16 protein-coding genes are annotated in these 20,724 nt (G+C 63.1%); 12 read left to right on the top strand and 4 right to left on the bottom strand.

All coding sequences use genetic code 11. The features are described 5' to 3' along the window. The first annotated feature begins 165 nt into the window (after positions 1–165). The 5 genes from wecB to ACT6QH_RS07605 all read left to right on the top strand — a co-directional run bounded on the left by wecB (position 166) and on the right by ACT6QH_RS07605 (position 7,291). The gene (gene wecB, locus ACT6QH_RS07625; protein ID WP_444974219.1) at positions 166–1,374 is read left to right on the top strand and encodes a non-hydrolyzing UDP-N-acetylglucosamine 2-epimerase; all 1,209 of its coding nucleotides are present in this window, start codon (positions 166–168) and stop codon (positions 1,372–1,374) included. A gap of 2 nt (positions 1,375–1,376) precedes the next feature. Then, a complete protein-coding gene (locus ACT6QH_RS07620; RefSeq protein WP_444974218.1) occupies positions 1,377–3,602 on the top strand; it encodes a hypothetical protein in 2,226 nt (741 codons plus the stop codon). A gap of 20 nt (positions 3,603–3,622) precedes the next feature. Beyond that, entirely contained in the window at positions 3,623–5,737 is a 2,115-nt protein-coding gene (locus tag ACT6QH_RS07615; protein ID WP_444974217.1) for a glycosyl transferase family protein, read from the top strand. 80 nt (positions 5,738–5,817) lie between these two features. Next, positions 5,818–6,738 (top strand): alpha-amylase family protein, encoded by a 921-nt coding sequence (locus ACT6QH_RS07610; protein ID WP_444974216.1) that lies wholly within the window; start codon positions 5,818–5,820, stop codon positions 6,736–6,738. Between the two features lie 118 nt (positions 6,739–6,856). Beyond that, positions 6,857–7,291: a hypothetical protein gene (locus tag ACT6QH_RS07605; RefSeq protein ID WP_444974215.1), complete on the top strand. Its 435-nt coding sequence runs from the start codon at positions 6,857–6,859 to the stop codon at positions 7,289–7,291. 81 nt (positions 7,292–7,372) lie between these two features. Here the strand turns inward: ACT6QH_RS07605 and ACT6QH_RS07600 are convergent, their stop codons facing one another. From ACT6QH_RS07600 to ACT6QH_RS07590, 3 genes are all read right to left on the bottom strand, one after another. Further along, complete coding sequence (locus ACT6QH_RS07600) at positions 7,373–8,695, bottom strand: NAD(P)/FAD-dependent oxidoreductase (protein WP_444974214.1); 1,323 nt, start codon at positions 8,693–8,695, stop codon at positions 7,373–7,375. Positions 8,696–8,811: 116 nt separating this feature from the next. Next, on the bottom strand, positions 8,812–10,215 hold the full coding sequence (locus tag ACT6QH_RS07595; RefSeq protein WP_444974213.1) for a glutamine synthetase family protein: 1,404 nt from the start codon (positions 10,213–10,215) through the stop codon (positions 8,812–8,814). Positions 10,216–10,543: 328 nt separating this feature from the next. Then, positions 10,544–11,413: a DUF3108 domain-containing protein gene (locus ACT6QH_RS07590; protein ID WP_444974212.1), complete on the bottom strand. Its 870-nt coding sequence runs from the start codon at positions 11,411–11,413 to the stop codon at positions 10,544–10,546. Positions 11,414–11,808: 395 nt separating this feature from the next. On the opposite strand from ACT6QH_RS07590, the gene infC reads away from it, so the two are divergent. Continuing rightward, positions 11,809–12,333, top strand: a complete 525-nt coding sequence (infC, locus tag ACT6QH_RS07585; RefSeq protein WP_444974211.1) for a translation initiation factor IF-3 — start codon at positions 11,809–11,811, stop codon at positions 12,331–12,333. Between the two features lie 136 nt (positions 12,334–12,469). Here infC and ACT6QH_RS07580 read toward each other — a convergent pair whose 3' ends face one another. After that, positions 12,470–13,246, bottom strand: a complete 777-nt coding sequence (locus ACT6QH_RS07580; RefSeq protein WP_444974210.1) for a BA14K family protein — start codon at positions 13,244–13,246, stop codon at positions 12,470–12,472. A gap of 335 nt (positions 13,247–13,581) precedes the next feature. Between ACT6QH_RS07580 and ACT6QH_RS07575 the strand changes: the two genes are divergently transcribed. The 6 genes from ACT6QH_RS07575 (at position 13,582) to ACT6QH_RS07550 (ending at position 20,640) form a co-directional block, all read left to right on the top strand. Continuing rightward, positions 13,582–14,178, top strand: a complete 597-nt coding sequence (locus ACT6QH_RS07575) for a BA14K family protein (RefSeq protein ID WP_444974209.1) — start codon at positions 13,582–13,584, stop codon at positions 14,176–14,178. Positions 14,179–14,446: 268 nt separating this feature from the next. Further along, complete coding sequence (gene rpmI / locus ACT6QH_RS07570; protein WP_444974208.1) at positions 14,447–14,647, top strand: 50S ribosomal protein L35; 201 nt, start codon at positions 14,447–14,449, stop codon at positions 14,645–14,647. A gap of 35 nt (positions 14,648–14,682) precedes the next feature. After that, positions 14,683–15,045: a 50S ribosomal protein L20 gene (gene rplT, locus ACT6QH_RS07565; RefSeq protein WP_444974207.1), complete on the top strand. Its 363-nt coding sequence runs from the start codon at positions 14,683–14,685 to the stop codon at positions 15,043–15,045. Positions 15,046–15,358: 313 nt separating this feature from the next. Further along, entirely contained in the window at positions 15,359–16,468 is a 1,110-nt protein-coding gene (gene pheS, locus ACT6QH_RS07560) for a phenylalanine--tRNA ligase subunit alpha (protein ID WP_444974206.1), read from the top strand. 16 nt (positions 16,469–16,484) lie between these two features. After that, complete coding sequence (gene pheT, locus ACT6QH_RS07555) at positions 16,485–18,899, top strand: phenylalanine--tRNA ligase subunit beta (protein WP_444974205.1); 2,415 nt, start codon at positions 16,485–16,487, stop codon at positions 18,897–18,899. A 241-nt stretch (positions 18,900–19,140) separates the two neighbouring features. After that, complete coding sequence (locus tag ACT6QH_RS07550) at positions 19,141–20,640, top strand: phosphomannomutase/phosphoglucomutase (RefSeq protein WP_444974204.1); 1,500 nt, start codon at positions 19,141–19,143, stop codon at positions 20,638–20,640. Positions 20,641–20,724 lie beyond the last annotated feature (84 nt).

Genomic DNA, 20,724 nt, shown 5'->3' with positions numbered 1-20,724 from the left:
GCAAGGGTTGGGTGGCGGCGGTTGTTCGCGCCGTACTGGTTTTGCGTTTTCACACTTCCCCTTTTTGCATTCGTGGCTTTCTGCGGGTCAGCAGAGCCGATCTGTCTTATGGGATGGATTGTGTCGTTCTGCTGGGTTGTGGCTCGAATCGCCGGGGGTGGCGACTTGAAGATACTGACCATATTCGGCACGCGGCCGGAGGCCATCAAGATGGCGCCTCTGGTGCAGGAACTGGCGCGTGAGCCGTCTGTGACATCTGTCGTCTGTGTCACCGGCCAGCACCGTGAGATGCTGGATCAGGTGCTGGATGCTTTCAATATCAGGCCGGATTTTGATCTGGCGCTGATGGCGGCCAATCAGGGGCTGAACGGGCTTTCAAGCGCCGCGCTGTCCGCGCTGGACCCGGTGCTGGAGCAGGTGCAGCCGGATCGTGTGCTGGTGCATGGCGACACCACCACCGCCATGGCGGCCGCGCTGGCTGCTTTTCATCGTCGTATTCCCGTGGGCCATGTGGAGGCGGGGCTGCGCACCTATCATCTGGACCGGCCTTTCCCCGAGGAAATGAACCGTCGGGTGGTGGATGTGGTGAGCGATCTGCTGTTCGCCCCCACGCCCCGCGCCAGTGAAAACCTGATGGGTGAGCGGCTGGAAGGGCGCATTTTCGTCACCGGCAATACGGTGATTGATGCGCTGATGGCCACTCAGGCGCGCATCGCCGCCGATGAGGCATTGCGCGCCACGCTGGATGCACCCTTTGCGCATCTGGAACCGTCCCGCCGCCTGTTGCTTGTCACCGGCCACCGGCGCGAAAATTTCGGTGAGGGCTTCCTTCAAATCTGCAAGGCGCTCGGCGAGATTGCGCAGCGTGATGATGTCGAGATCGTCTATCCTGTCCATCTCAACCCCAATGTGCGTGAGCCGGTGCGCAAGGCCCTTTCCGGCCATGCCAATGTGCATCTCATTGCGCCGCTGGATTACCTGCCCTTCCAGCGCCTGATGCAGCGCGCCGATATTGTGCTGACCGATTCCGGTGGCGTGCAGGAGGAAGCCCCGGCACTGGGCAAGCCCGTGCTGGTGATGCGGGATGTGACCGAGCGACCGGAAGCGGTGGAGGCTGGCACTGTTCAGCTGGTGGGCACCCGCGCATCGGCCATCATGTCCGCCGTTTCCGCCCTGCTGGATGATGCCGGCACATATGCCAGCTTCGCCAGCCGCGCCAATCCTTATGGTGACGGGCTGGCCTGTCGCCGCATTGTGGACGCCATTTGCGGCCGTCCCGTCAAGGCTTTCGCCCCCGCGCCTTCAGCCCGGTTGCAGCCTGGCAGCCCTGATGGCGCCGCGTCGATTCCCCTTCGTTCTGCCTCGAGATCCTGATCATGACCGCACGTTTTTCATTCCGCCCCGCGCGTACGCTTCCAGCCGGCCTGTTCGTTCTGCTTCTCATGAGTGGGCCGATGGGCGGGCAGGCTCTGGCACAGGGGGCGGATGTTCTCGCCTCTGTGCTGAAGGACCGGATCTCGGATCAGATGGTGACCCGGCGGATTTCGCTGGCTGAAATGGGCATGGATGAGCCCGTGGTGTTCCAGGGCATGGACATGCGGCGCGAAATCTATCTGCCGGTTCCTGCCGGGGTGCCGTTGCAGGATGCCTCCATCGTTGTGGATGGGGATTATCTGCGCGGGGATGGCGGGCGCACCACGGCGGTCTTCTCTGTGGATGGCGCGCCTCTGGTGGCGCGCAACCTGCAGGGCGATCAGGGCGTGGTGGATCTGACCTTCCCGGTCAATGGCAAGCCGCGCCCCAGTGGCTTCGTGCGCTTCGGGGTCTCCTGGGCCTCTGTCATCAGCGACGTGCTGTGCGGCGATGAGCGGGCTATCGGCAATGTGCTGAAGCTGTGGCCCAACAGCCATTTCACCTATTCCTATGACGCCAGCCATGTGCGTGACATCTCCACCGCGTGGAGCGCCATGCCGGGGCGTGGCAGCCTGCTGGTGCCCCATGGCACGCTCTCCAAGGCCGGCTTCGACACCGCATGGCGGGTGGGGCTGGCGCTGGAGCTTTCCGGCAAGAAGCTTGTCGTCAAGCGTCTGCCGGCGGTGGGAGACAGCGTTGATCTTTCCGGCCTGGATGTGCCCTTCGGCCTGCGCAATGTGGCGCCCTTCTCCAGCCTGGTTGATGCCGGCTCGGCCTACCAGATCCGCAATGAGGCCGAGATTGGCGCTCTGCTGATGTTGCCGGGCTCGCCCTTTGCGGCGGATATGGCGGTGGCGGATCAGCAGCTGATGCAACAGGTCAGCGCCGCGCTTGATGCGCTGGGCGCGAGCATGGGCAGCGCGTCTCCCCTGTTTCAGGAGTGGCGTGAGAAGGCCGCCAGCCTGGGCGCTTCCCGGATTGGTGAGAACGAACTGAGCCTGCAAACACTGGCGGGGCGTCCGCTGATTGCGGTGGGCCCCGGCGCTGGCGCAAAAGCCTCCGCCCTGTTCGACAGTTTCTGGCGGGGCGTTGTTTCCGGCACCAGCGTTACCGTTGAGGCCGCTGAAACCCTGCCTGTGAACCGTTCGCGCCTGCCGCTGTCCGATTTCGGGGGCGCGGGTGGCAATCTGGAGGTGGTTTCCCGCGGGGATTGGGTGGTCAATTTCGACCTTGCCGCAGCCGCTGGCGGGCACAGCCTGCCGAGCCGCCTGAATGTGGATGTGGCGGCTGCGCCGGGCGCTTCCTCCAGCGCGCCGGTCGTCTCCCTGTTCCTGAATGATGTGCTGCTGGCGGCGCGCCAGATGAAAGCCAATGGCGCGCCGGAAGAACTTTCCGCCGCCATTCCCACCTATGCGCTTGCAGCCAGCAACACGGTGCGTGTCAGCTTCCAGCGCCAGCCGGTGAGCGATCGTTGCCGCGAGACGCCTCAGGCCTTTCCGGCCGCCGTGCTGCCCTCCAGCACTCTGGAGCTGGGCGGCAAGGTTGCCAGTGCTGATTTTCTGGGCGTGATCTCCGGCATGGGCGAGGGGGCGCATCTTGTCATTCCCGAATCCTATCTGGCCACACCGCGTGAAAGCGTGGTGCGTGTGGTGCGGGCTGCTGCTGCTGCGGGCGTGTCTGCTGGCCATGCAACGTTGGATGTGAAAGAGGGCGGGGCCGCCTTCCCGGCATCCGGCACCTTCCTGGCCATGGATGTGCCGGTGGAGAATGTGACCCTGAAGGCCCGCGTGGAGGGGGAGCGCCTGATTATCGGCGCCAATGAGGAGCGTCGCATTCTCGATATTTCGGGGCTGAAGAATATTGCCGTTGCGCAGGCCGTTCATGCCGGTTCCGACCGCGGCATCATCTGGCAGAGCGTGGGTGATGTGGCCATGGTGCCGCAAAAGCCGGTGCGTCTTTCTCGCGGGGATGTGGCGCTGATCGGGCCGGAAGGGGTGCAGGCGGCCATGTTCGCCAGCGGGGCCGATGCCGGTGAGGTGCGTGTGGCCGAAACGGACAGCTTCGCGGGCACGTTGCAGCGCCTGTGGCAGAATTCTGCAAGCTGGGGCCTGCCGCTGGGCGTGGCTGTTGCCGGGCTGTTCTTCCTGCTTCTGGTTCGCGCGGCCATCGTGCGTCGCCGGGGCAACTGAGGTTCGCGGGAAACGCCACCATGTCGCTTTACTGGCCCTACCTTCTCGCCGACTATATTCGGTTCATCGAATATGCCGCAGCCGTGGTGGCGGTCCTCATCCTCCTGTCCTCGCTGGATGACCTGTTCGTGGATGCCTGGTACTGGGTCCGCCGGGTCTATCGCAGTCTTGTGGTGGAGCCGTTCATCCGGCCCCTGACCATCAATGCGCTGTATCAGAAGGACGAGCAGCCCATCGCCATCATGATTCCGGCCTGGCAGGAATCGGATGTGATCGCGGCGATGATCGAGAACATGGTGAGTGTGCTCGATTATCGCCGCTACATGATCTTCGTCGGCACCTATCCGAATGATCCGGAAACCATCCATGAGGTGGAGCGGATGCGCCGGCGTTACAAGCAGCTTGTGCGGGTGGAGCTGACCAATCCCGGACCCAGCAACAAGGCGGATTGTCTCAATCAGGTGGTGGACGCCATCTTCGCCCATGAGGAACAGACAGGCACAGCTTTCGCCGGCTTTGTACTGCATGACAGCGAGGATGTGTTGCATCCGCTGGAAATGCGTTTCTTCAACTATCTGCTGCCGCGCAAGGATCTGATCCAGGTGCCGGTGGTGTCGCTGGAACGTCACTGGTCGGAGCTTGTGGCCGGTGTCTATATGGATGAGTTCGCCGAATGGCACGCCAAGGATCTGGTGGTGCGCGAAAGCATGGGGCGCTCTGTGCCATCGGCGGGCGTTGGCACCTGCTTTTCGCGCAAGGCCTTCCTGTTTCTGCGCACCACAGGCGATGGCGAGGTGTTCAACACCTCATCTCTGACGGAGGATTATGACATCAGCGCCCGCCTGACGGCGGCTGGCATGACGGCGATCATCGCCCGTTATCCGGTCGAATACCGGGTGCGGCGCGAGACGGTGTTCGGCTTCGGGCGGAACAAGGAAATGCGCCTTGTCATGCCCCTGTGCGTGCGTGAATTTTTCCCCGACACCTTCCGCACCTCCTACCGGCAGAAGGCGCGCTGGGCGCTGGGCATCTCCTTCCAGGGTTGGGAGCAGATGGGCTGGCGCGGCAATCTGGCGGCGCGATACTTTCTGATGCGGGATCGCAAGGGCATTGTCACCGCTATTGTGACGGTGCTGGCCTATGTGCTGGCCGCGCATTTTCTGCTGTTTTATTTTGGCGGAAAGCTGGGGCTCATCACGCAGCAATATCCCTCCATCTTTTCCACGGAAGGCTGGCTGCTGGTTGTGCTGGCGCTGAATGCCGTGGCCTTTGCCTTGCGGCTGGGCCAGCGCGCCTATTTCGTTTCCGCCATCTATGGCTGGGAACAGGGCCTCATGTCCGTGCCGCGGGTGGTGATGGGCAATTTCGTGAATTTTGCCGCCATCATGCGAGCCTGGAAGCTCTATCTGGGCCATCTTCTGTTCGGGCACCGGCTGGTCTGGGACAAGACCATGCATGATTTTCCCGATCAGGATGCATTTGCGCATCGTCGTCAGCGGCTGGGTGAATTGCTCATCATGTGGCAGGCGGTGTTGCCGGAGCACCTGGAAGAAGCATTGGCCGTGCAGCAGGATCAGCAGCAGCCGCTGGGGCGTATTCTGGTCTCGCGCGGTCTGCTGGATGAAGAGACGCTGGCGGAGGCCATCGCTTATCAGGCCAATCTGCCGCGTACCCATGTGACCGAAGATATCGTGCGGGGCAGCGGGGCATTGTTGCCGCCGGATGTGATGATCCGCCATCGGGCTTTGCCGGTGGGGCGTGATGAAACCGGCACATTGGTGGTGGCCGTGATGGCGCCTCTGAGCCGGCAGGCCATTGAGGAAATACGGACGGTCACGGGCACTACGCCGGTGCAGCGCATTGCCCGCGAGAGTGAAATCAATGAGGGGCTGCGTCTGTTGCGTGGTGCCCGGCGCAGCTTCGAGAGCGGGCAGACGCCACCTCTTCTCGGGGATCTGCTTCTGGAACGCGGCCTGATGCAGCGTGAGGCTTTTGAGGCCGCCATGGCTCACTACCGGCCGGATACGGATGGGCGCATCGGCGAATATCTGGTGCGCTGTGGCATTGTCACCCCGGATGCTTTGGCGGAGACCGTGCGGGAGCAACAGCTCCGGCTCACCTCCATGCCGGCATGAGTCCCGTTAGCGCCCTTGCGTGATCGCTCGCCGCAGGCGGGCGGTCCGCGCCGGCTGGCAAAAGGCCGGGCAGGAGGAAAATGATGCGGATGAACCGGCGCGGTCTTCTGGCGGGAAGCGCGGCCTGCGTTGCCGGGCTTGCGCTGCCCGGCGTGTCACAGGGGGCGCAAACGACAGCCTATGGCTTCACCATGCCCGACAGGACGCTGATTGATGGCATTGTCTGGCAACCCCAGCTCAGCCAGCTGGAACTGTGGGGCGAATGGGAGAGGCTGGGCGCCAGCACGCTGATGGTGCAGTGGGTCGTGGCGGACGGGATGGCCTATATGCCGGGCCTTGGCTTGCCTACGGTGGAAGACCCGCCCAACTGGGCGCGTATTTTGAAAGAGCCCTGGGCGCAAAAGATCATTCTGGGTCTGGCCACCCGCCTTCAGGAGCCCGTGGCGCGTCTGGACGTGGTGGGGCTTGTGGAACTTTCCGCTCGCATTGCCCGCCAGCCCATGCCCTTTCGGCCCGCAGCCTATTATTTCCCGGTTGAGGTCGATCCGAGCTGGCAGGAGGCGACCGCGATGGGCCCCTTGCTGGCGGATTTGCCGCGTCCGCTCTGGATCAGCGCCTATGACAACAGCAATGTCGGGCCCCGGCCGTTTGCCGAATGGGTGGCAGGCTGGCTCCCGCAGGATGTGGGGCTGATGTTTCAGGATGGGGTGGGCCTGCATATGCGCACCCCTCAGGCCGCCCGGTCCTATGGCGAAGCTCTGCGCGCGCGGCTGGGCGCTGAACGCTTCACCCTGATCGCGGAAGCCTTTCGCCCCGGCCCGGATGAGACGCTGCGTTCCGCCTCTCTGGAGGAGCTGGGGCCGCAGCTTCAGGCCTATCAGGGGTTCGCGGTACTGGTCTTCGACGGGCCCACCTATCTGAATCGCAAGCTGATCTACGGGCTGGAACGCGATTACATGCAGGCGAGCGCGCCACAGAAATCGGAACAGGCGGGCGGTTGAAGAGCGCGCGATCTGGCATAATGACCACAATAGCGAGGCGGTGCCTTGCGGAAGGCCCGTATCAGGATGCTACAAAGAGAAATACGCTCTGCATGCGGGGCGTGAAGGAGGCTCTTTCATGGTGGGAGGCATTGTCGCCGTGCTGAATGAAACCATTCGTCCGTCCGTGCGGAGGGGTATGAGCAAGGCCATATTGTGCGCCCTGTTTTCCGGGTCTGTCCTGTTGGCCAGCCTGCCGGCGCAGGCGCAGCAGGGCGAAGGCTCAAGCCAGAATACGCAATGGGCCACCTGCCTTGAGGCGATTGTGGCGGTGCAGAACCAGCTTCAGAAGACCACGCCCCCGCCCAGTGAACCGGCCGAGCAGGCGCAGTCCATCGCGGCGCAGGATTCTGCGCAGCCGACGCCCGGCTCGCTGGCTGCCGCAGGGCTGGACCAGCCAACCTCCGGGGCGATGGGGGCGCTGAATGAAGCCATGAACCTTCAGGCGGCAGGTGATGAGGCCGGCTGCTTCAAGGCGGTGGCCAAGGCGCGCGAACTGGCGGGCCTGAACTGAAGCATTGTGTGTGCCCACGGCCGGCGCGGAGTATGCCGGGCCGTGGGTTTTCGGGCCGTGGTTTTATGGGCGCGTGTATGTTCAGATGCTGTCGCGCAAGGCGTACCAGGTGAGCCCCGCCACCAGCAGCGGATAACGCATCAGCGCTCCGCCGGGAAACTGGGGCACTGGCAGCTTTTCCAGCAGTTCCAGCCGGCCTGGCCGGCCCAGCACCGCCTCAGCCAGAATTTTACCAAACAGCGGCGCCAGCATCACACCCTGTCCGCTATAGCCAGCCGAAATCAGCACTGCACCGGAGCGGCGGCGCACATAGGGCAGGCGGGTGAGGGTGATGCCCAGAACGCCGCCCCAGCCATATTCAAGCGGAACATCTGCAAGCTGGGGAAAGATCTTCAGCATATAGGGGCGCACGAAACCGGGCACATCTTCCAGCAGGGCGCGCCGGTAGCTTTCACCACCGCCAAACAGCAGGCGTCCATCCGGTGACAGGCGGAAATAATTCACCACGAAACGGCTGTCTGCCACGGCCGCATTATTGGCGATAATCTCATGCGCCCGCTCCCCCAGCGGAGCGGTGGCGGCGATATAATTGCAGATGGGCATGATATGGGCATCCACCTTCCGGTCCAGCCCGTCCATCAGCCCGTTTCCGCATTCCAGCAGAAATTCAGCCTCCACCTGTGCGCCGTTCTGGGTGGTGATGTGCACGCCCTGTGTCTCTTCCACCTTCACGATGCGGCTGTGTTCGTGGATCTGCGCCCCGGCCTTCATCGCGGCCAGCGCCAGTCCACGGGCGAAGTTGAGGGGGTGCAGATGCCCGCCAGCCTTATCCAGCGCCCCGCCATAATAGGCCCGCGATCCCACCAGTGCGCGGATTTCCTCCCGGCTCAGCGGCTGCATGGCCTCATAGCCATAGCGATCACGCAGATGTGCTGCATAGGCGTGGGTTTCTGCGACATAGCGCGACCTGTGATCGGCAAGGATCAGGCCCTCCGTCAGATCGCAGGCAATGCCATGCCGGGCCACCAGATCATACACCAGCGCCTTGGCTTCTTCGGCCAGATCCCATAGCTTGCGGGCGTCTTCCTGACCGAGCGCCTTCTCCAGAAAAAACTGGTCGCGCCTTTGGCCGGTATGAAGCTGCCCGCCATTGCGCCCGGATGCGCCGGAGCCGATCTGGCCGGCTTCCAGCACCACGACATCCAGCCCCGCCTCTGCCAGATGCAGGGCCGCGGAAAGCCCGGTGTAGCCCGCGCCCAGAATGCAGACATCCGCCTTTCGCCGGCCTTCAAGAGGGGGAAAATCCGGGCAAGGGTTTGCGGTATGAAAATACCATGAGCGGGGATGAGGCTGAATTGCAGACCCGGAAGAGCCGGAAGAGACAGGAGCAACGGAGAACGCCATGGGCCGTTCCATTCATAGAAAGCGGACCGTCTGCCCCGGTGGGTGAACCGGGTGACGGGGCGTTGAACTTGCGCGCGGCGCGCCCGATGTGGAGCGGTCCCGCCAGATGGCGGTCTTCACACATTCAGCAGCAGGAATTCCCGCTCCCATGGCGAGATGACGCGCATGAAGGTTTCAAATTCCGCCTGCTTCACCGCCGCGTAGGTGGTTACGAAGCGTCTGCCCAGCACCTCGGCCAGCGGTTCGGCTGCTTCAAAGAGGGCCACGGCTTCCTGAAGGCCGCGGGGCAGTTCGAAATCGAGCAGCTTTGCGTCACTTTCCAATGGTTCGGTGGGGCGCAGGCCCTCAACCATGCCCAGATAGCCGCAGGCCAGTGAGGCCGCAACAACCAGATAGGGGTTTGCATCGGAGGACGGCACCCGGTTTTCCACCCGTCTCGCCTCGGCGGTGGAGGGGGGAATACGCAGGCCGGCGGTGCGGTTGTCATACCCCCAGTGCACATTGATGGGCGCCATGGAATCCCGCGTGATGCGCCGGTAGGAGTTCACATAAGGTGCCAGAATGCACATGACTGCCGGCAGATATTTCTGCTGGCCGGCAATATAGGAGAAGAATTCCGGTGTTGGGTCCCCCTCCTCATCGGAGAAGATGGTGCGCCCTGTCGCCAGAGATATCACCGACTGGTGAATATGCATGGCACTGCCGGGTTCATTGGCGATGGGCTTGGCCATGAAGGTGGCGTAGGTCTTGTGCAGCAGCGCTGCTTCACGAATGGTGCGCTTGAACAGATAGACCTGATCGGCCAGCGTGAGCGGGTCCCCATGGCGCAGATTGATTTCCATCTGCGCGGCGCCATCCTCATGGATCAGCGTGTCGATCTCCAGCCCCTGCGCTTCGGAATAATCGTACATATCCTCAAAGAGCGGATCGAACTCGTTCACGGCCTGAATGGAATAGGCCTGCCCTCCGATTTCCGGCCGCCCGGAACGGCCCGCCGGCGGGCTGAGCGGATAATCGGGGTCGGCATTGGGTTCCACCAGATAAAATTCGATTTCCGGCGCAACCACCGGCTGCCAGCCACGGGCGGCATACAGGCTGAGAACATGCTTGAGCACATTGCGCGGGGCAATTTCCACCGGCCGGCCATCGCGGTGGTAGGCGTCATGGATGATCTGCGCTGTTGGGTCATGGGCCCACGGCACGGCGCACAGGGTGGACAGATCCGGCTCCAGCACCAGATCGCTGTCGGCCACAACGGAATCAATCAGCCCGTCAAATTCGGGATATTCCCCGGAGATGGTCTGCATGAAGATCGACACGGGAAGGTTCATCACCGGCGAGGCAAGGAACTTGGACGCCGGCATGATCTTGCCGCGCGGCACGCCGGCAATATCCGGTACGGTGCATTCTATTTCCGTGATCTTGCGCGCCGCCATCCAGGCTCGCGCCTCCTCCAGTGAGGAGACGCCGCGCGGATTGCCGAGCTTGAGGTTCTTGTCGTCCTTCCTGCGTTTTGACATGACGCACTCTTGCAAGCCTTCCTGTACATGACCCGTGCGCCTGACGCCGGCGCGATCTGCCTGTACCTCTTCAAGAAGACCGGCTCTGCGTCGCAAGTCAACGGGGCCATCAACGGGGCCATCAACGGGGGTAACAAGGGGGCCGACACGGGGGCGCGGCAACATGCTCCGCGCGCGTTTTGGGCCGGCTTATCTTTCCGCTGACCCAGCCTGCGACAGGCCGCAGGAGCGATGGGGAACAGGGCCTGAACGAATCGCGGCCGAATCGCAACATCTGGCCTGTTCTTCTTTTGTGCCTTTTGCCGGGTTGCCGCCCGGATGCCTGATGTCAGGGTTTCTTGCGCGCGGCATTTTCCGATGCGGTGGTAATTTCACGGGATTTGAACGAGGTGGCGTCCAGAACGGCGGTGCCGATCAGGGTTGCGACCGAGGCCTTGAAGGGGGCCAGCAGGCGCGTGCCCTCAATGGGGGCCAGCCATACATACATATCCTCGTTGTCCACCATATATTGCACGGTGTAGCGATTGGGGCGGTGCCCCGCGACGGGAATGTAGCGCACCCGGCAGACCAGTGCGGGGCCCGTATAGCCCTTGGTCTGCACATTTTCTGTCCGGGCGTAGGACAGGCGCAGGTCGTAACGTTGGCGCCCGTCATACACTGGAATGGTGCGGTTGCACGCCTTTGGGGAGAGCGGGGCCCCGGTGCCGGGCATATAGATGAAAGCCCCGCTGACCGGGTCCATGATATTGTGCAGCACCCTTTCCACCACGGGCACCCGATCGGGCAGGGGCCTGAGGGGGGGGTGCACATCCTCGCTGGTCACCGCGCCGGAAACCATGGCGATGCGTGCGCGCTCCTTCTTGCCTTCGGATTCCGCATGCATGGCATAGACGCGCGGCACCATCTCATTGCCATTCAGCGCGCCGCGCGCCGCGATGCGCCCTTTGCCGGAAGACACGGCCCGCAGCGCCCCTGAAATGCGCCCGACGCCGGAGACCTCATAAGTCGAATCACTGGCGCGCACTGTCACGGCGGCCCGGCCCAGTTCCACACCGCCCACGGTCAGCGTGTAGCGGGCCTCCAACTGGCCGGCGGCATGTGTCTCCAGGCTTGTGGAAAACGCGGCCAGGGGTAGCAGGGCGAGGATGGCGCCCGCCTGCACCAGAGCGCGCCGTACACCGGCGCGGGTCTTCCGCATGAGGTGTGCGGCGGGGGGCGAAAATACTGGATTCTCGTCATGGGACGCATTGGGCATGGATGCAACCATAGTGCGGCGCGATGCGGGAACGCGCGGAATCATAAACTGCAATGTGGGCTGAAGGCGGCCGAACTGTGACTGTAGCGATGATCGAACCTTCATGGCCTGCCTCGTACCTGCCGCCGGGAAAGTCCAGCATGATTTCATCACGGACAAAGCCGCAGGGTCATTGACTTTGGGCACATTTATACCGATCTTTCCACCCTGTCCCCAGCTCAGGGCTGTCACCTTGTCTGTGAACGCATCGTTGCGTCCGGGCGCCGTGTCGCTGAAACAGCAGGTCCTTTGCCGGGTTATCGTTATATATTAAGGAGACAAAAGCCATTCGCCGCCCCATGAGACCCGTCGCGCCGGAGAAGGATGGACCGCGCGTCAATGAGGAAATCCGCATCCGTGAAGTCCAGTTGATCGATCAGGACGGCCAGAATCATGGCGTCATGGGCATTCGCGATGCGCTGGCGCTGGCACAAGAGGCTGGTCTGGATCTGGTCGAGATCTCACCCAATTCCTCCCCGCCGGTCTGCAAGATTCTCGATTATGGCCGCTTCAAGTATCTGAACCAGAAGAAGGCCAACGAGGCGCGCAAGAAGCAGAAGGTGGTCGAGGTCAAGGAGGTCAAGCTCCGGCCCGGCATCGACGACCATGACTATGGCGTCAAGATGAAGGCCATGCATCGCTTCTTCCAGGAAGGCGACAAGGTCAAGGTGACCCTGCGCTTCCGCGGGCGCGAGATGGCGCATCAGGATATCGGCTACAAGCTGCTCATGCGTCTGCGTGAGGAAGTCTCCGAGATCGCCAAGGTGGAAGCTGAGCCGACCCTTGAGGGCCGCCAGATGATCATGATTCTCGCTCCGCGTTGATGCGAGGCGCGCCGGCCATTGCAGGTTGGCATAAGATCATTGGCATATGTCACTGGCATGAATGCTTCTGATTGAATCAAGGCCCGGAACGCGGTGGCGTTCCGGGCCTTTTCATTTTGCAGATGGACGCGTCTGCCTAGGGGCAGCGATGCTGGCGCCCGTCATAGCCGGTATAGGTGCCGGTGCGTGGGTTGTAGGAGCGGAACTTGCGGGCGCAATAGGCAATGGCGTCGGCATCCGCCACAGGTGCGGATTGGCTGGCTGCGGCTGCGCCAATGGCCAGCGCGGCCGCCGTGCCCAGCGCGATCCATGCTCCGTTATTGTTGTAATAGCCCCAGCCCCAGCCGGGTCGCCACCAGCCGCGACCCGGATACCAGCGCCCCGGCCCCCATGCGCCGGGTGGGGGGCGCCAGCCCGGCCTGCCCCAGCCGCTGGGCCGCCCGCCGGGCCGCCCCGGTCGCCCGATGGCCGGAGGCGGGGGACGCCATCCAGGTCGGTTCCATCCGGGTCTGTTCCATCCGGGCCGGTTCCAGCCCGGACGATTGCCGGGCCAGTTACCCGGCCGCCGCGCCTGAGGTGGGCGTCCGGCGCGTGGCGGTCGCATCTGCACAGGTCTGAAGCGCGGGGAAATGGCTTGCGGAGGGCGGCCTTGCCTTTGTCTCCAGCCTTGAGGTTGGCGAGGCTGGCGGTTTGCGCGCCCGGCTCCGCGTGCCGGTGGTGCTCGCCGGAAGTCGGCGCGTGGCGGACGCTCGGCAATCTGCATGAGATGTGATGGGGCGGGCTGGGGTTTGTCCAGCGCCATGGGGCGCATGGGTTGCGCCCCGGCGGGCGATGAAGACAGCCAGAGCGAACCGCCTGCCGCCATGATGGCCAGCAGGGTGGCCATATATGTGTTGCGCCTGATCGGGAACATGACGCATTCCTCCTTGTCAGGCCCTTGACCGTCGTGACGGGAGCCTGACTTCTGCTGTCAGTTTCGTATGGCTTTGTGACGAGAGTTCGCCTCAAGGGGGCACCCAGGGAGGTGCGGTGCGCACATGCAGGTTGCGCACATGCTGGTGAGGAGTGGGGGATTTGTTGTGGCCCGCCCGAAATCCTGCCGCAGTCCGCTGCTTGGATGTCGCAAACAATGCGGAGAATGTCGGGAATGGCGTGCAAGTGTCAGGGTGTGCAAGTGTCAGGGGGTGCTTGCATTGACCTTCCGGCAGGTTTCTATTCAGGTCGTCGTCGACGGGAAAGGATTTCGCCATGTTGCGTAAGACGTCGCGTATGAGCGTCGGGCAGGGGGTCGCGCATGGCGCGACGGCCCGCGCGACGCCCCGCAAGCCTCTGGTGTGGGCGGTTATCGGCACCCTGTGTGCTTCCAGTCTGGGCATGGTTGCGCCGGTTCAGGCGCAATCTCTGAATGTTGCGGCCTCTTCCATGGCCACACCTCTGGCGCAGGCTGGACATGCGGCGGTGGAGCAGGTGCAGTGGCGCCATCAGGGGCCGGAATGGGGCCGCGGGCATGGCTGGCGTCCGCCGCCGCCGCCGCGTGGTCGCGGTGGGTGGCGCCGTCCGCCCCCGCCTCCGCCTCATGCCCACTGGGGAAATCCCTATTGGCGCAATGGTGGCTGGTATTATCGCAATAACAATAATGGCGCCTGGGTGGCGGCGGGCATTGCCGGGCTGGCGCTGGGTGCGGCTGCTGCCGCTGCCATGAACAACAGGAATGACGGGCCGGTTTATGTGAACCCGCCCGCCGATGCGGATGCGGTTGCTTATTGCGCTCGCAAGTTCCGTTCCTACAACCCACGCACCGGCACCTATACCGGCTATGACGGGTTGCAGCATCCCTGTCCGTGACAGGCGAGAGACGGCCAGCAGGAATAGCCGGGCCATGGTCTTCAGGCCGTGGCCTGGTTTTATGGTTTCTTTTGCTTCCGGCGGTCTTTTCCGCGCAGGATAGCCGGCTCCCTCTTGTATTCCGGCGCACGATCCTGTAACGACTGCCTCCTCCCGAACAAGCCGGCGAATAAGGGCTGCCGCGCCTGTTCATTCCGCTCAACAGCAACAAGAGGCTGAGCGTTGCACCGCCCCTGCGGCGTGTGCGGACACAGCCATGGAGAGCCAAATGCCCAAGATGAAGACCAAGTCGGGAGCCAAGAAGCGCTTCCGTCTCACGGGTACGGGAAAGGTCATCGCCGGTCAGGCAGGCAAGCGCCACGGCATGATCAAGCGCACCAATGATCAGATCCGCAATCTGCGCGGCACCACCATCCTGAGCGAGAGCGACGGGCGGGTGATCCGCAAGCACTTTCTGCCGAACGGTTGAGTTCGGCGCGACAAGCGATCTGAAGGAGCATTCCAATGGCCCGTGTGAAACGCGGCGTGACGTCTCACGCCAAGCACAAGAAGGTCTACAAGGCAGCCAAGGGTTTCTATGGCCGCCGCAAGAATACCATCCGCGCTGCGAAGGCTGCCGTCGAAAAGTCGATGCAGTATGCCTACCGCGACCGGAAGAACAAGAAGCGCACGTTCCGCGCTCTGTGGATCCAGCGCATCAATGCTGGCGTGCGCGCGCTGGACATGGACCTGACCTATTCCCGATTTATCGACGGTCTCGGCAAGGCCGGGATCGAGGTCGATCGCAAGGTGCTCTCGGATATCGCCATCCATGAGCCCGAGGCGTTCAAGGCCCTGGTGGAAAAGGCCAAGGCCGCACTGGCCTGAGCCGCACTGGCCATTGGCCAGCGCCGGACTGTGTCTTTCCTGTCCGCCTTACCGAGACCGAACAAGCCCCGTGCGGTGCACCCGTCCGGGGCTTTTCGCGTTGGTTCGCAGGGTTTCCTGGCGGCTGGTCCATATCATTGTGGGCTGGCATTCAGGTGGGTTTCATCCTCCTGTCTCATGCTGTCGCCAGAAGAATGTTTTCACGTGAAACATCCTTCCGGGTCTGATGGCTGGCCTTTGCCGGAAAACCCGCTACAGCTTCTGGCGCGTTTGCCGCGCCGGCCCTGCGGGGTCAGAAAACGGGGTTCATGCCATGTCTGAAACCGTGCTGAATGATCCATCCGCCCTTGAGGCGCTTGAAACCGAGATTGCCGCCGCCATCGCCGCCACCACCAGCGAGACCGCGCTGGATGAAGTGCGCGTGGCCGCCGTGGGCAAGAAGGGGTCTGTCTCCGAGCTTCTTAAATCTCTCGGCCGTATGACGCCGGATGAGCGCAAGGTGATGGGCCCGGCCCTCAATGGCCTGCGTGATCGGGTGCAGCAGGCTATCGCCGCACGCAAGGATGCGCTGAAGGCGGCCGCCCTTGAGGCGCGTCTGGCCACCGAAAAGGTGGATGTGACGCTGCCCGTGCGTGAAAATCCGGCGGAACTGGGCCGGGTGCACCCCATCGCGCAGGTGATGGAAGAGCTCACCGCCATCTTCGCGGATATGGGGTTTTCCGTCGCCGAAGGGCCGGATATCGAGGATGATTTCCATAACTTCACGGCGCTGAACTTCCCGCCCGGCCATCCGGCGCGCGAGATGCACGACACTTTCTTCCTGCCGCTGGATGCGGAGGGCAACCGCAAGGTGCTGCGCACGCATACCTCACCCGTGCAGGTGCGCACCATGACGGGCAAGAAGCCGCCCATCCGCGTCATCTGCCCCGGCCGTACCTACCGTTGCGATTCGGACCAGACCCACACGCCGATGTTCCATCAGGTGGAAGGTCTCGTCATCGACAAGGGTGCGCATCTGGGCCATCTGAAGTGGATTCTTGAAGAATTCTGCAAAGCCTTCTTCGAGGTGGAAGGCGTGAAGATGCGCTTCCGCCCCTCCTTCTTCCCCTTCACGGAACCGTCCATGGAAGTGGACATCCAGTGCGACCGCTCTCGCCCCGGAGAGATCCGCTTCGGCACGGGCAGCGACTGGCTGGAGATTCTGGGCTGCGGCATGGTGCACCCGAATGTATTGCGCAATTGCGGGCTGGACCCGGATGAGTATCAGGGCTTTGCCTGGGGCATGGGTATCGACCGCATCGCCATGCTGAAATATGGCATGAGCGACCTGCGCGCCTTCTTCGATGCCGATGTGCGCTGGCTGTCGCATTACGGCTTCCGCCCGCTTGATTTCCCCACACTGGCCGGCGGCCTGAGCGCCTGACGAGGAGGCAGGACCCATGAAATTCACATATTCCTGGCTCCAGGAGCACCTGGAACCCTCCGCTTCTTTTGAAGAGATTGTCGAGCGCCTGTCCCTCATCGGCCTTGAGGTCGAGGGTGTGGAAGACAAGGCGAAGGCGCTGTCCGCTTTCGTGGTGGGCGAGATCCTCACGGCTGAAAAGCACCCGAATGCGGACAAGCTTCAGGTGTGTTCCGTGAAGGTGGGCGAGGGGGCGCCGGTACAGGTGGTGTGCGGTGCGCCCAATGCCCGCGCCGGCCTGAAAACCGTCTTCGCCGCGCCCGGCACGGAAATTCCGTCCAATGGCATGGTGCTGAAAGTCGGCAAGATCCGCGATGTGGAAAGCCGCGGCATGCTGTGTTCCGCGCGTGAGCTTGAGGTCTCCGAGGAGAGCGAGGGCATCATGGAGCTGCCGGCCGATGCGCCGGTGGGGGCGCCATTTGCCGAAGTGATCGGGCTGGATGATCCGGTCATCGAGATTGCCGTGACGCCGAACCGCGCCGATTGCCTCGGTGTGTCCGGTGTCGCGCGGGATCTGGCCGCCGCCGGCCTTGGTGAGCTGATGAACCCGCGCATCAAGCCCGTGGAAGGGGCATTCCCCTCTCCGGTGAAGGTGCGGCTGGATTTCGGCGATACGCCCTCACTGTGCCCGGCCTTTGCGCTGCGCGTCATTCGCGGGGTGAAGAACGGCCCCTCGCCGGACTGGATGCAGGAGCGCCTGCGGGCCATTGGCCTGCGCCCCATCAATGCGCTGGTGGATATCACCAATTTCATGACCTTCGATCGCAACCGGCCGCTGCATGTGTTCGATGCCGCGAAGGTTTCTGGCGATCTGGTGGTGCGCCGGGCCAGCGCGGGCGAAACCCTGCTGGCGCTTGATGGCAAGACCTATGAGCTGGATGACACCATGTGTGTCATCGCCGATGACAAGGGCGTGGAGAGCCTCGCCGGCGTCATGGGTGGTGAGGAATCCGGCTGTGATGAGACGACCGTGGATGTGGTGGTGGAATCGGCCCTCTGGGCGCCGATCAATATTGCCCAGACCGGCCGCAAGCTGGGCCTGAATTCGGATGCCCGCTTCCGCTTCGAGCGCGGTGTGGACCCGGCCTTCACCCTGCCGGGGCTGGATCTGGCCACCCATCTCATCCAGCAGATCTGTGGCGGTGAAGCCTCCGAGGTGGTGCTGGCGGGCGCGATCCCGGATACGGCCCGCACCCTTGAATTTCCGCTGGCCGAGGTGAAGCGCCTCACCGGGCTTGAGGCGTCGGAAGCTGAAATCCGCAAGGTGCTGGAAGATCTGGGCTTTGCCGTTTCCGGCAATGCGCCGGTGTTGCAAATTGTGCCGCCCTCATGGCGTGCGGATGTGGAAGGCAAGGCCGACCTCGTGGAAGAGGTGGTGCGTATTCTCGGCCTTGAGCGTGTGCCCGCCACCGAGCTGCCGCGTGACGAGAATGCCCGCAAGCCCATTCTCACCACCCTGCAACTGCGCAGCCGCAAGGCCCGCCGGGCGTTGGCCGGGCGTGGCATGGTGGAAGCGGTCACCTGGTCGTTCCTCTCGCACAAGGCTGCGGAACTGTTTGGTGGCGGCGCGCCGGAACTGGCGCTCTCCAACCCCATCGCGGCGGATCTGTCGGACATGCGCCCCAGCCTTCTGCCGGGGCTGATCCGTTCGGCGCAGGCCAATGCGGCGCGCGGCTACCCGGATGTGGCGCTGTTTGAGGTGGGACAGGTGTTTGCGGGCGACAAGCCGCAGGACCAGTTCCAGCACGCCTCCGGCATTCGCCGCGGCACAGCGCGCCCGAATGGGGCAGGCCGCCACTGGGCCGGCAATGCCGGCGCGGTGGATGTGTTCGATGCGAAGGCCGATGCATTGGCCACGCTGGCCGCCTGCGGTGCGCCGGTGGGCAATCTCCAGATCAGTACGGATGCGCCCTCCTGGTATCATCCCGGCCGGTCCGGCACGCTGCGGCTGGGCTCCAACGCCATGGCGCATTTCGGTGAGATCCACCCCGCCATTCTGGAGGCGCTGGATGTTTCCGGCCCGCTGGTGGGCTTCGAGATTGTGCTGGAGCGCATTCCCGTGCCGAAGGCCAAGGCCACCCGCGTGAAGCCGCAAATCGAGCTTTCGCCCTTCCAGCCTGTCAAGCGCGACTTCGCCTTTGTGGTGGATCGTGCCGTGGTGGCCGCAGATATTGTGAAGGCCGTGCAGGGGGCGGACAAGAAGCTGGTGAGCGCCGCCAGCATCTTCGACATCTATGAAGGCCCCGGCGTAGATGCGGACAAGAAGTCTGTTGCGGTGGAGGTGACCCTCCAGCCGCGCGAACGCACGTTGACCGACAAGGATCTTGAAGAGGTCGCGGCGAAGATCGTGGCTGACGTGACGAAGAAAACCGGCGCCATCCTGCGCGCGTGAAGATGCTGCGGGCGGGCCGGATTGGCCCGCCCGTTTCATATGGCCCCCGATGTGGAGCTCTGGTTTTGACGATGCCTCTGTATCGTGCACAAGTGCTGCTATCGTTCAGCCATGGTTTTCATGCTATCGGGCTAATGCGTGGCAAAGTGCCGGTGCCTGCTGCAAGAAGAGTGGCGGGCCTGCCCAAACCGATATGACAGCGGGCCCGCGGGCCTTGCTGTGAAGCCGAGCGGAGAAACATATGTTTCCGATTCCGAAGCCTGTCCTGACGCCGAACACCTATGCTTATGAATCCGAGCCCATGGTGAAGCCGACAGGCTTTCGCGAATATGATGCGCGCTGGTTGTTCCAGAAGGAAATCAACCTCATGGGCGTGCAGGCTCTGGGCATGGGCCTGGGCACGCTGATGCATGAAATGGGCGTGCGGCCGGATATCGTGGTGGGGCATGATTTCCGCTCCTATTCGGCCTCCATCAAATATGCGCTGGCCACCGGCCTCATGGCGGCAGGCATCAAGGTGCATGATATTGGCCTGGCCATGTCGCCCATGGCCTATTTCGCCCAGTTTGCGCTGGATGTGCCGGCGGTGGCGATGGTGACAGCCTCGCACAATGACAATGGCTGGACTGGCGTGAAGATGGGCGTGAACCGCCCGCTGACCTTCGGCCCGGATGAGATGAGCCGCCTGAAGGAGATCGTGCTGGAAGCGAAGTTCGATCTGCGCGGGGGCGGAGCCTATCATTTCGTCGAGAATTTCCCGGCCCATTATATCAAGGATCTCACCGAGCGGCCGAAGCTGAAGCGCAAGCTGAAGGTGGTGGTGGCGTGCGGCAATGGCACGGCCGGTGCCTTTGCCCCGCGCATTATCGAGGCGCTGGGTGCGGAGGTGATTCCGCTGGATTGCGAGCTGGATCACACCTTCCCCAAATACAATCCCAACCCCGAAGACATGGAAATGCTGCACGCCATGCGCGATGCGGTGCTGGAGCACAAGGCGGATCTGGCTCTCGGCTTCGATGGCGATGGCGACCGCTGCGGGGTGGTGGATGATACGGGCGCGGAAATCTTCGCCGACAAGATGGGCGTGCTTCTGGCGCGCGATCTGGCAAAGCTGCACCCGGAAGCGACCTTTGTGGTGGATGTGAAATCCACCGGCCTGTTCGCGACTGACCCGGAACTCATCAAGCTGGGCGTGAAGGCCGATTACTGGAAGACCGGCCATTCCTACATGAAGCGCCGCGTGAACGAGACAGGCGCTCTGGTGGGGTTTGAGAAGTCGGGCCACTATTTCTTCAATGCGCCTGTGGGGCGTGGCTATGATGATGGCCTGGTTTCGGCCATCGCCGTGCTGGACATGCTGGACCGCAGCCCGGACAAGTCACTTTCCGAACTGCGCGATGCCCTGCCCAAGACCTGGTCTTCCCCCACCATGTCGCCCCACTGCGCGGACGAGACCAAATATGGCATCGTCGCCGAGGTGGTGAAGCATTATGAAAAGCTGGCGGCAGAAGGCGCACTGGTGACAGGGCAGAAGATCCGCGATCTTGTCACCGTCAATGGGGTGCGCGTCACCACGGAAGATGGCAGCTGGGGGCTGCTGCGCGCCTCTTCCAACAAGCCGGAACTGGTTGTGGTGGTGGAAAGCCCGGTTTCCGAGGCGCGGATGCATGAAATGTTCGCCGAGATTGATGGTGTGCTGCGCACCCATCCGGGCGTGGGCGAATATAATCAGAAGATCTGAGGGCTTCGGGGCCGAGAAGGTTCTGGTTCGCATGTTTGAGGAAGGGCGCCCATGGTGGCGCCCTTTCTGTTTGCGTGGCGTGGC

Source organism: Haloleucobacter albus (genome assembly GCF_052492075.1).
The sequence above is the reverse complement of the archived record's forward strand: the minus strand, read 5'-3'. Positions and strand labels throughout refer to the sequence as shown.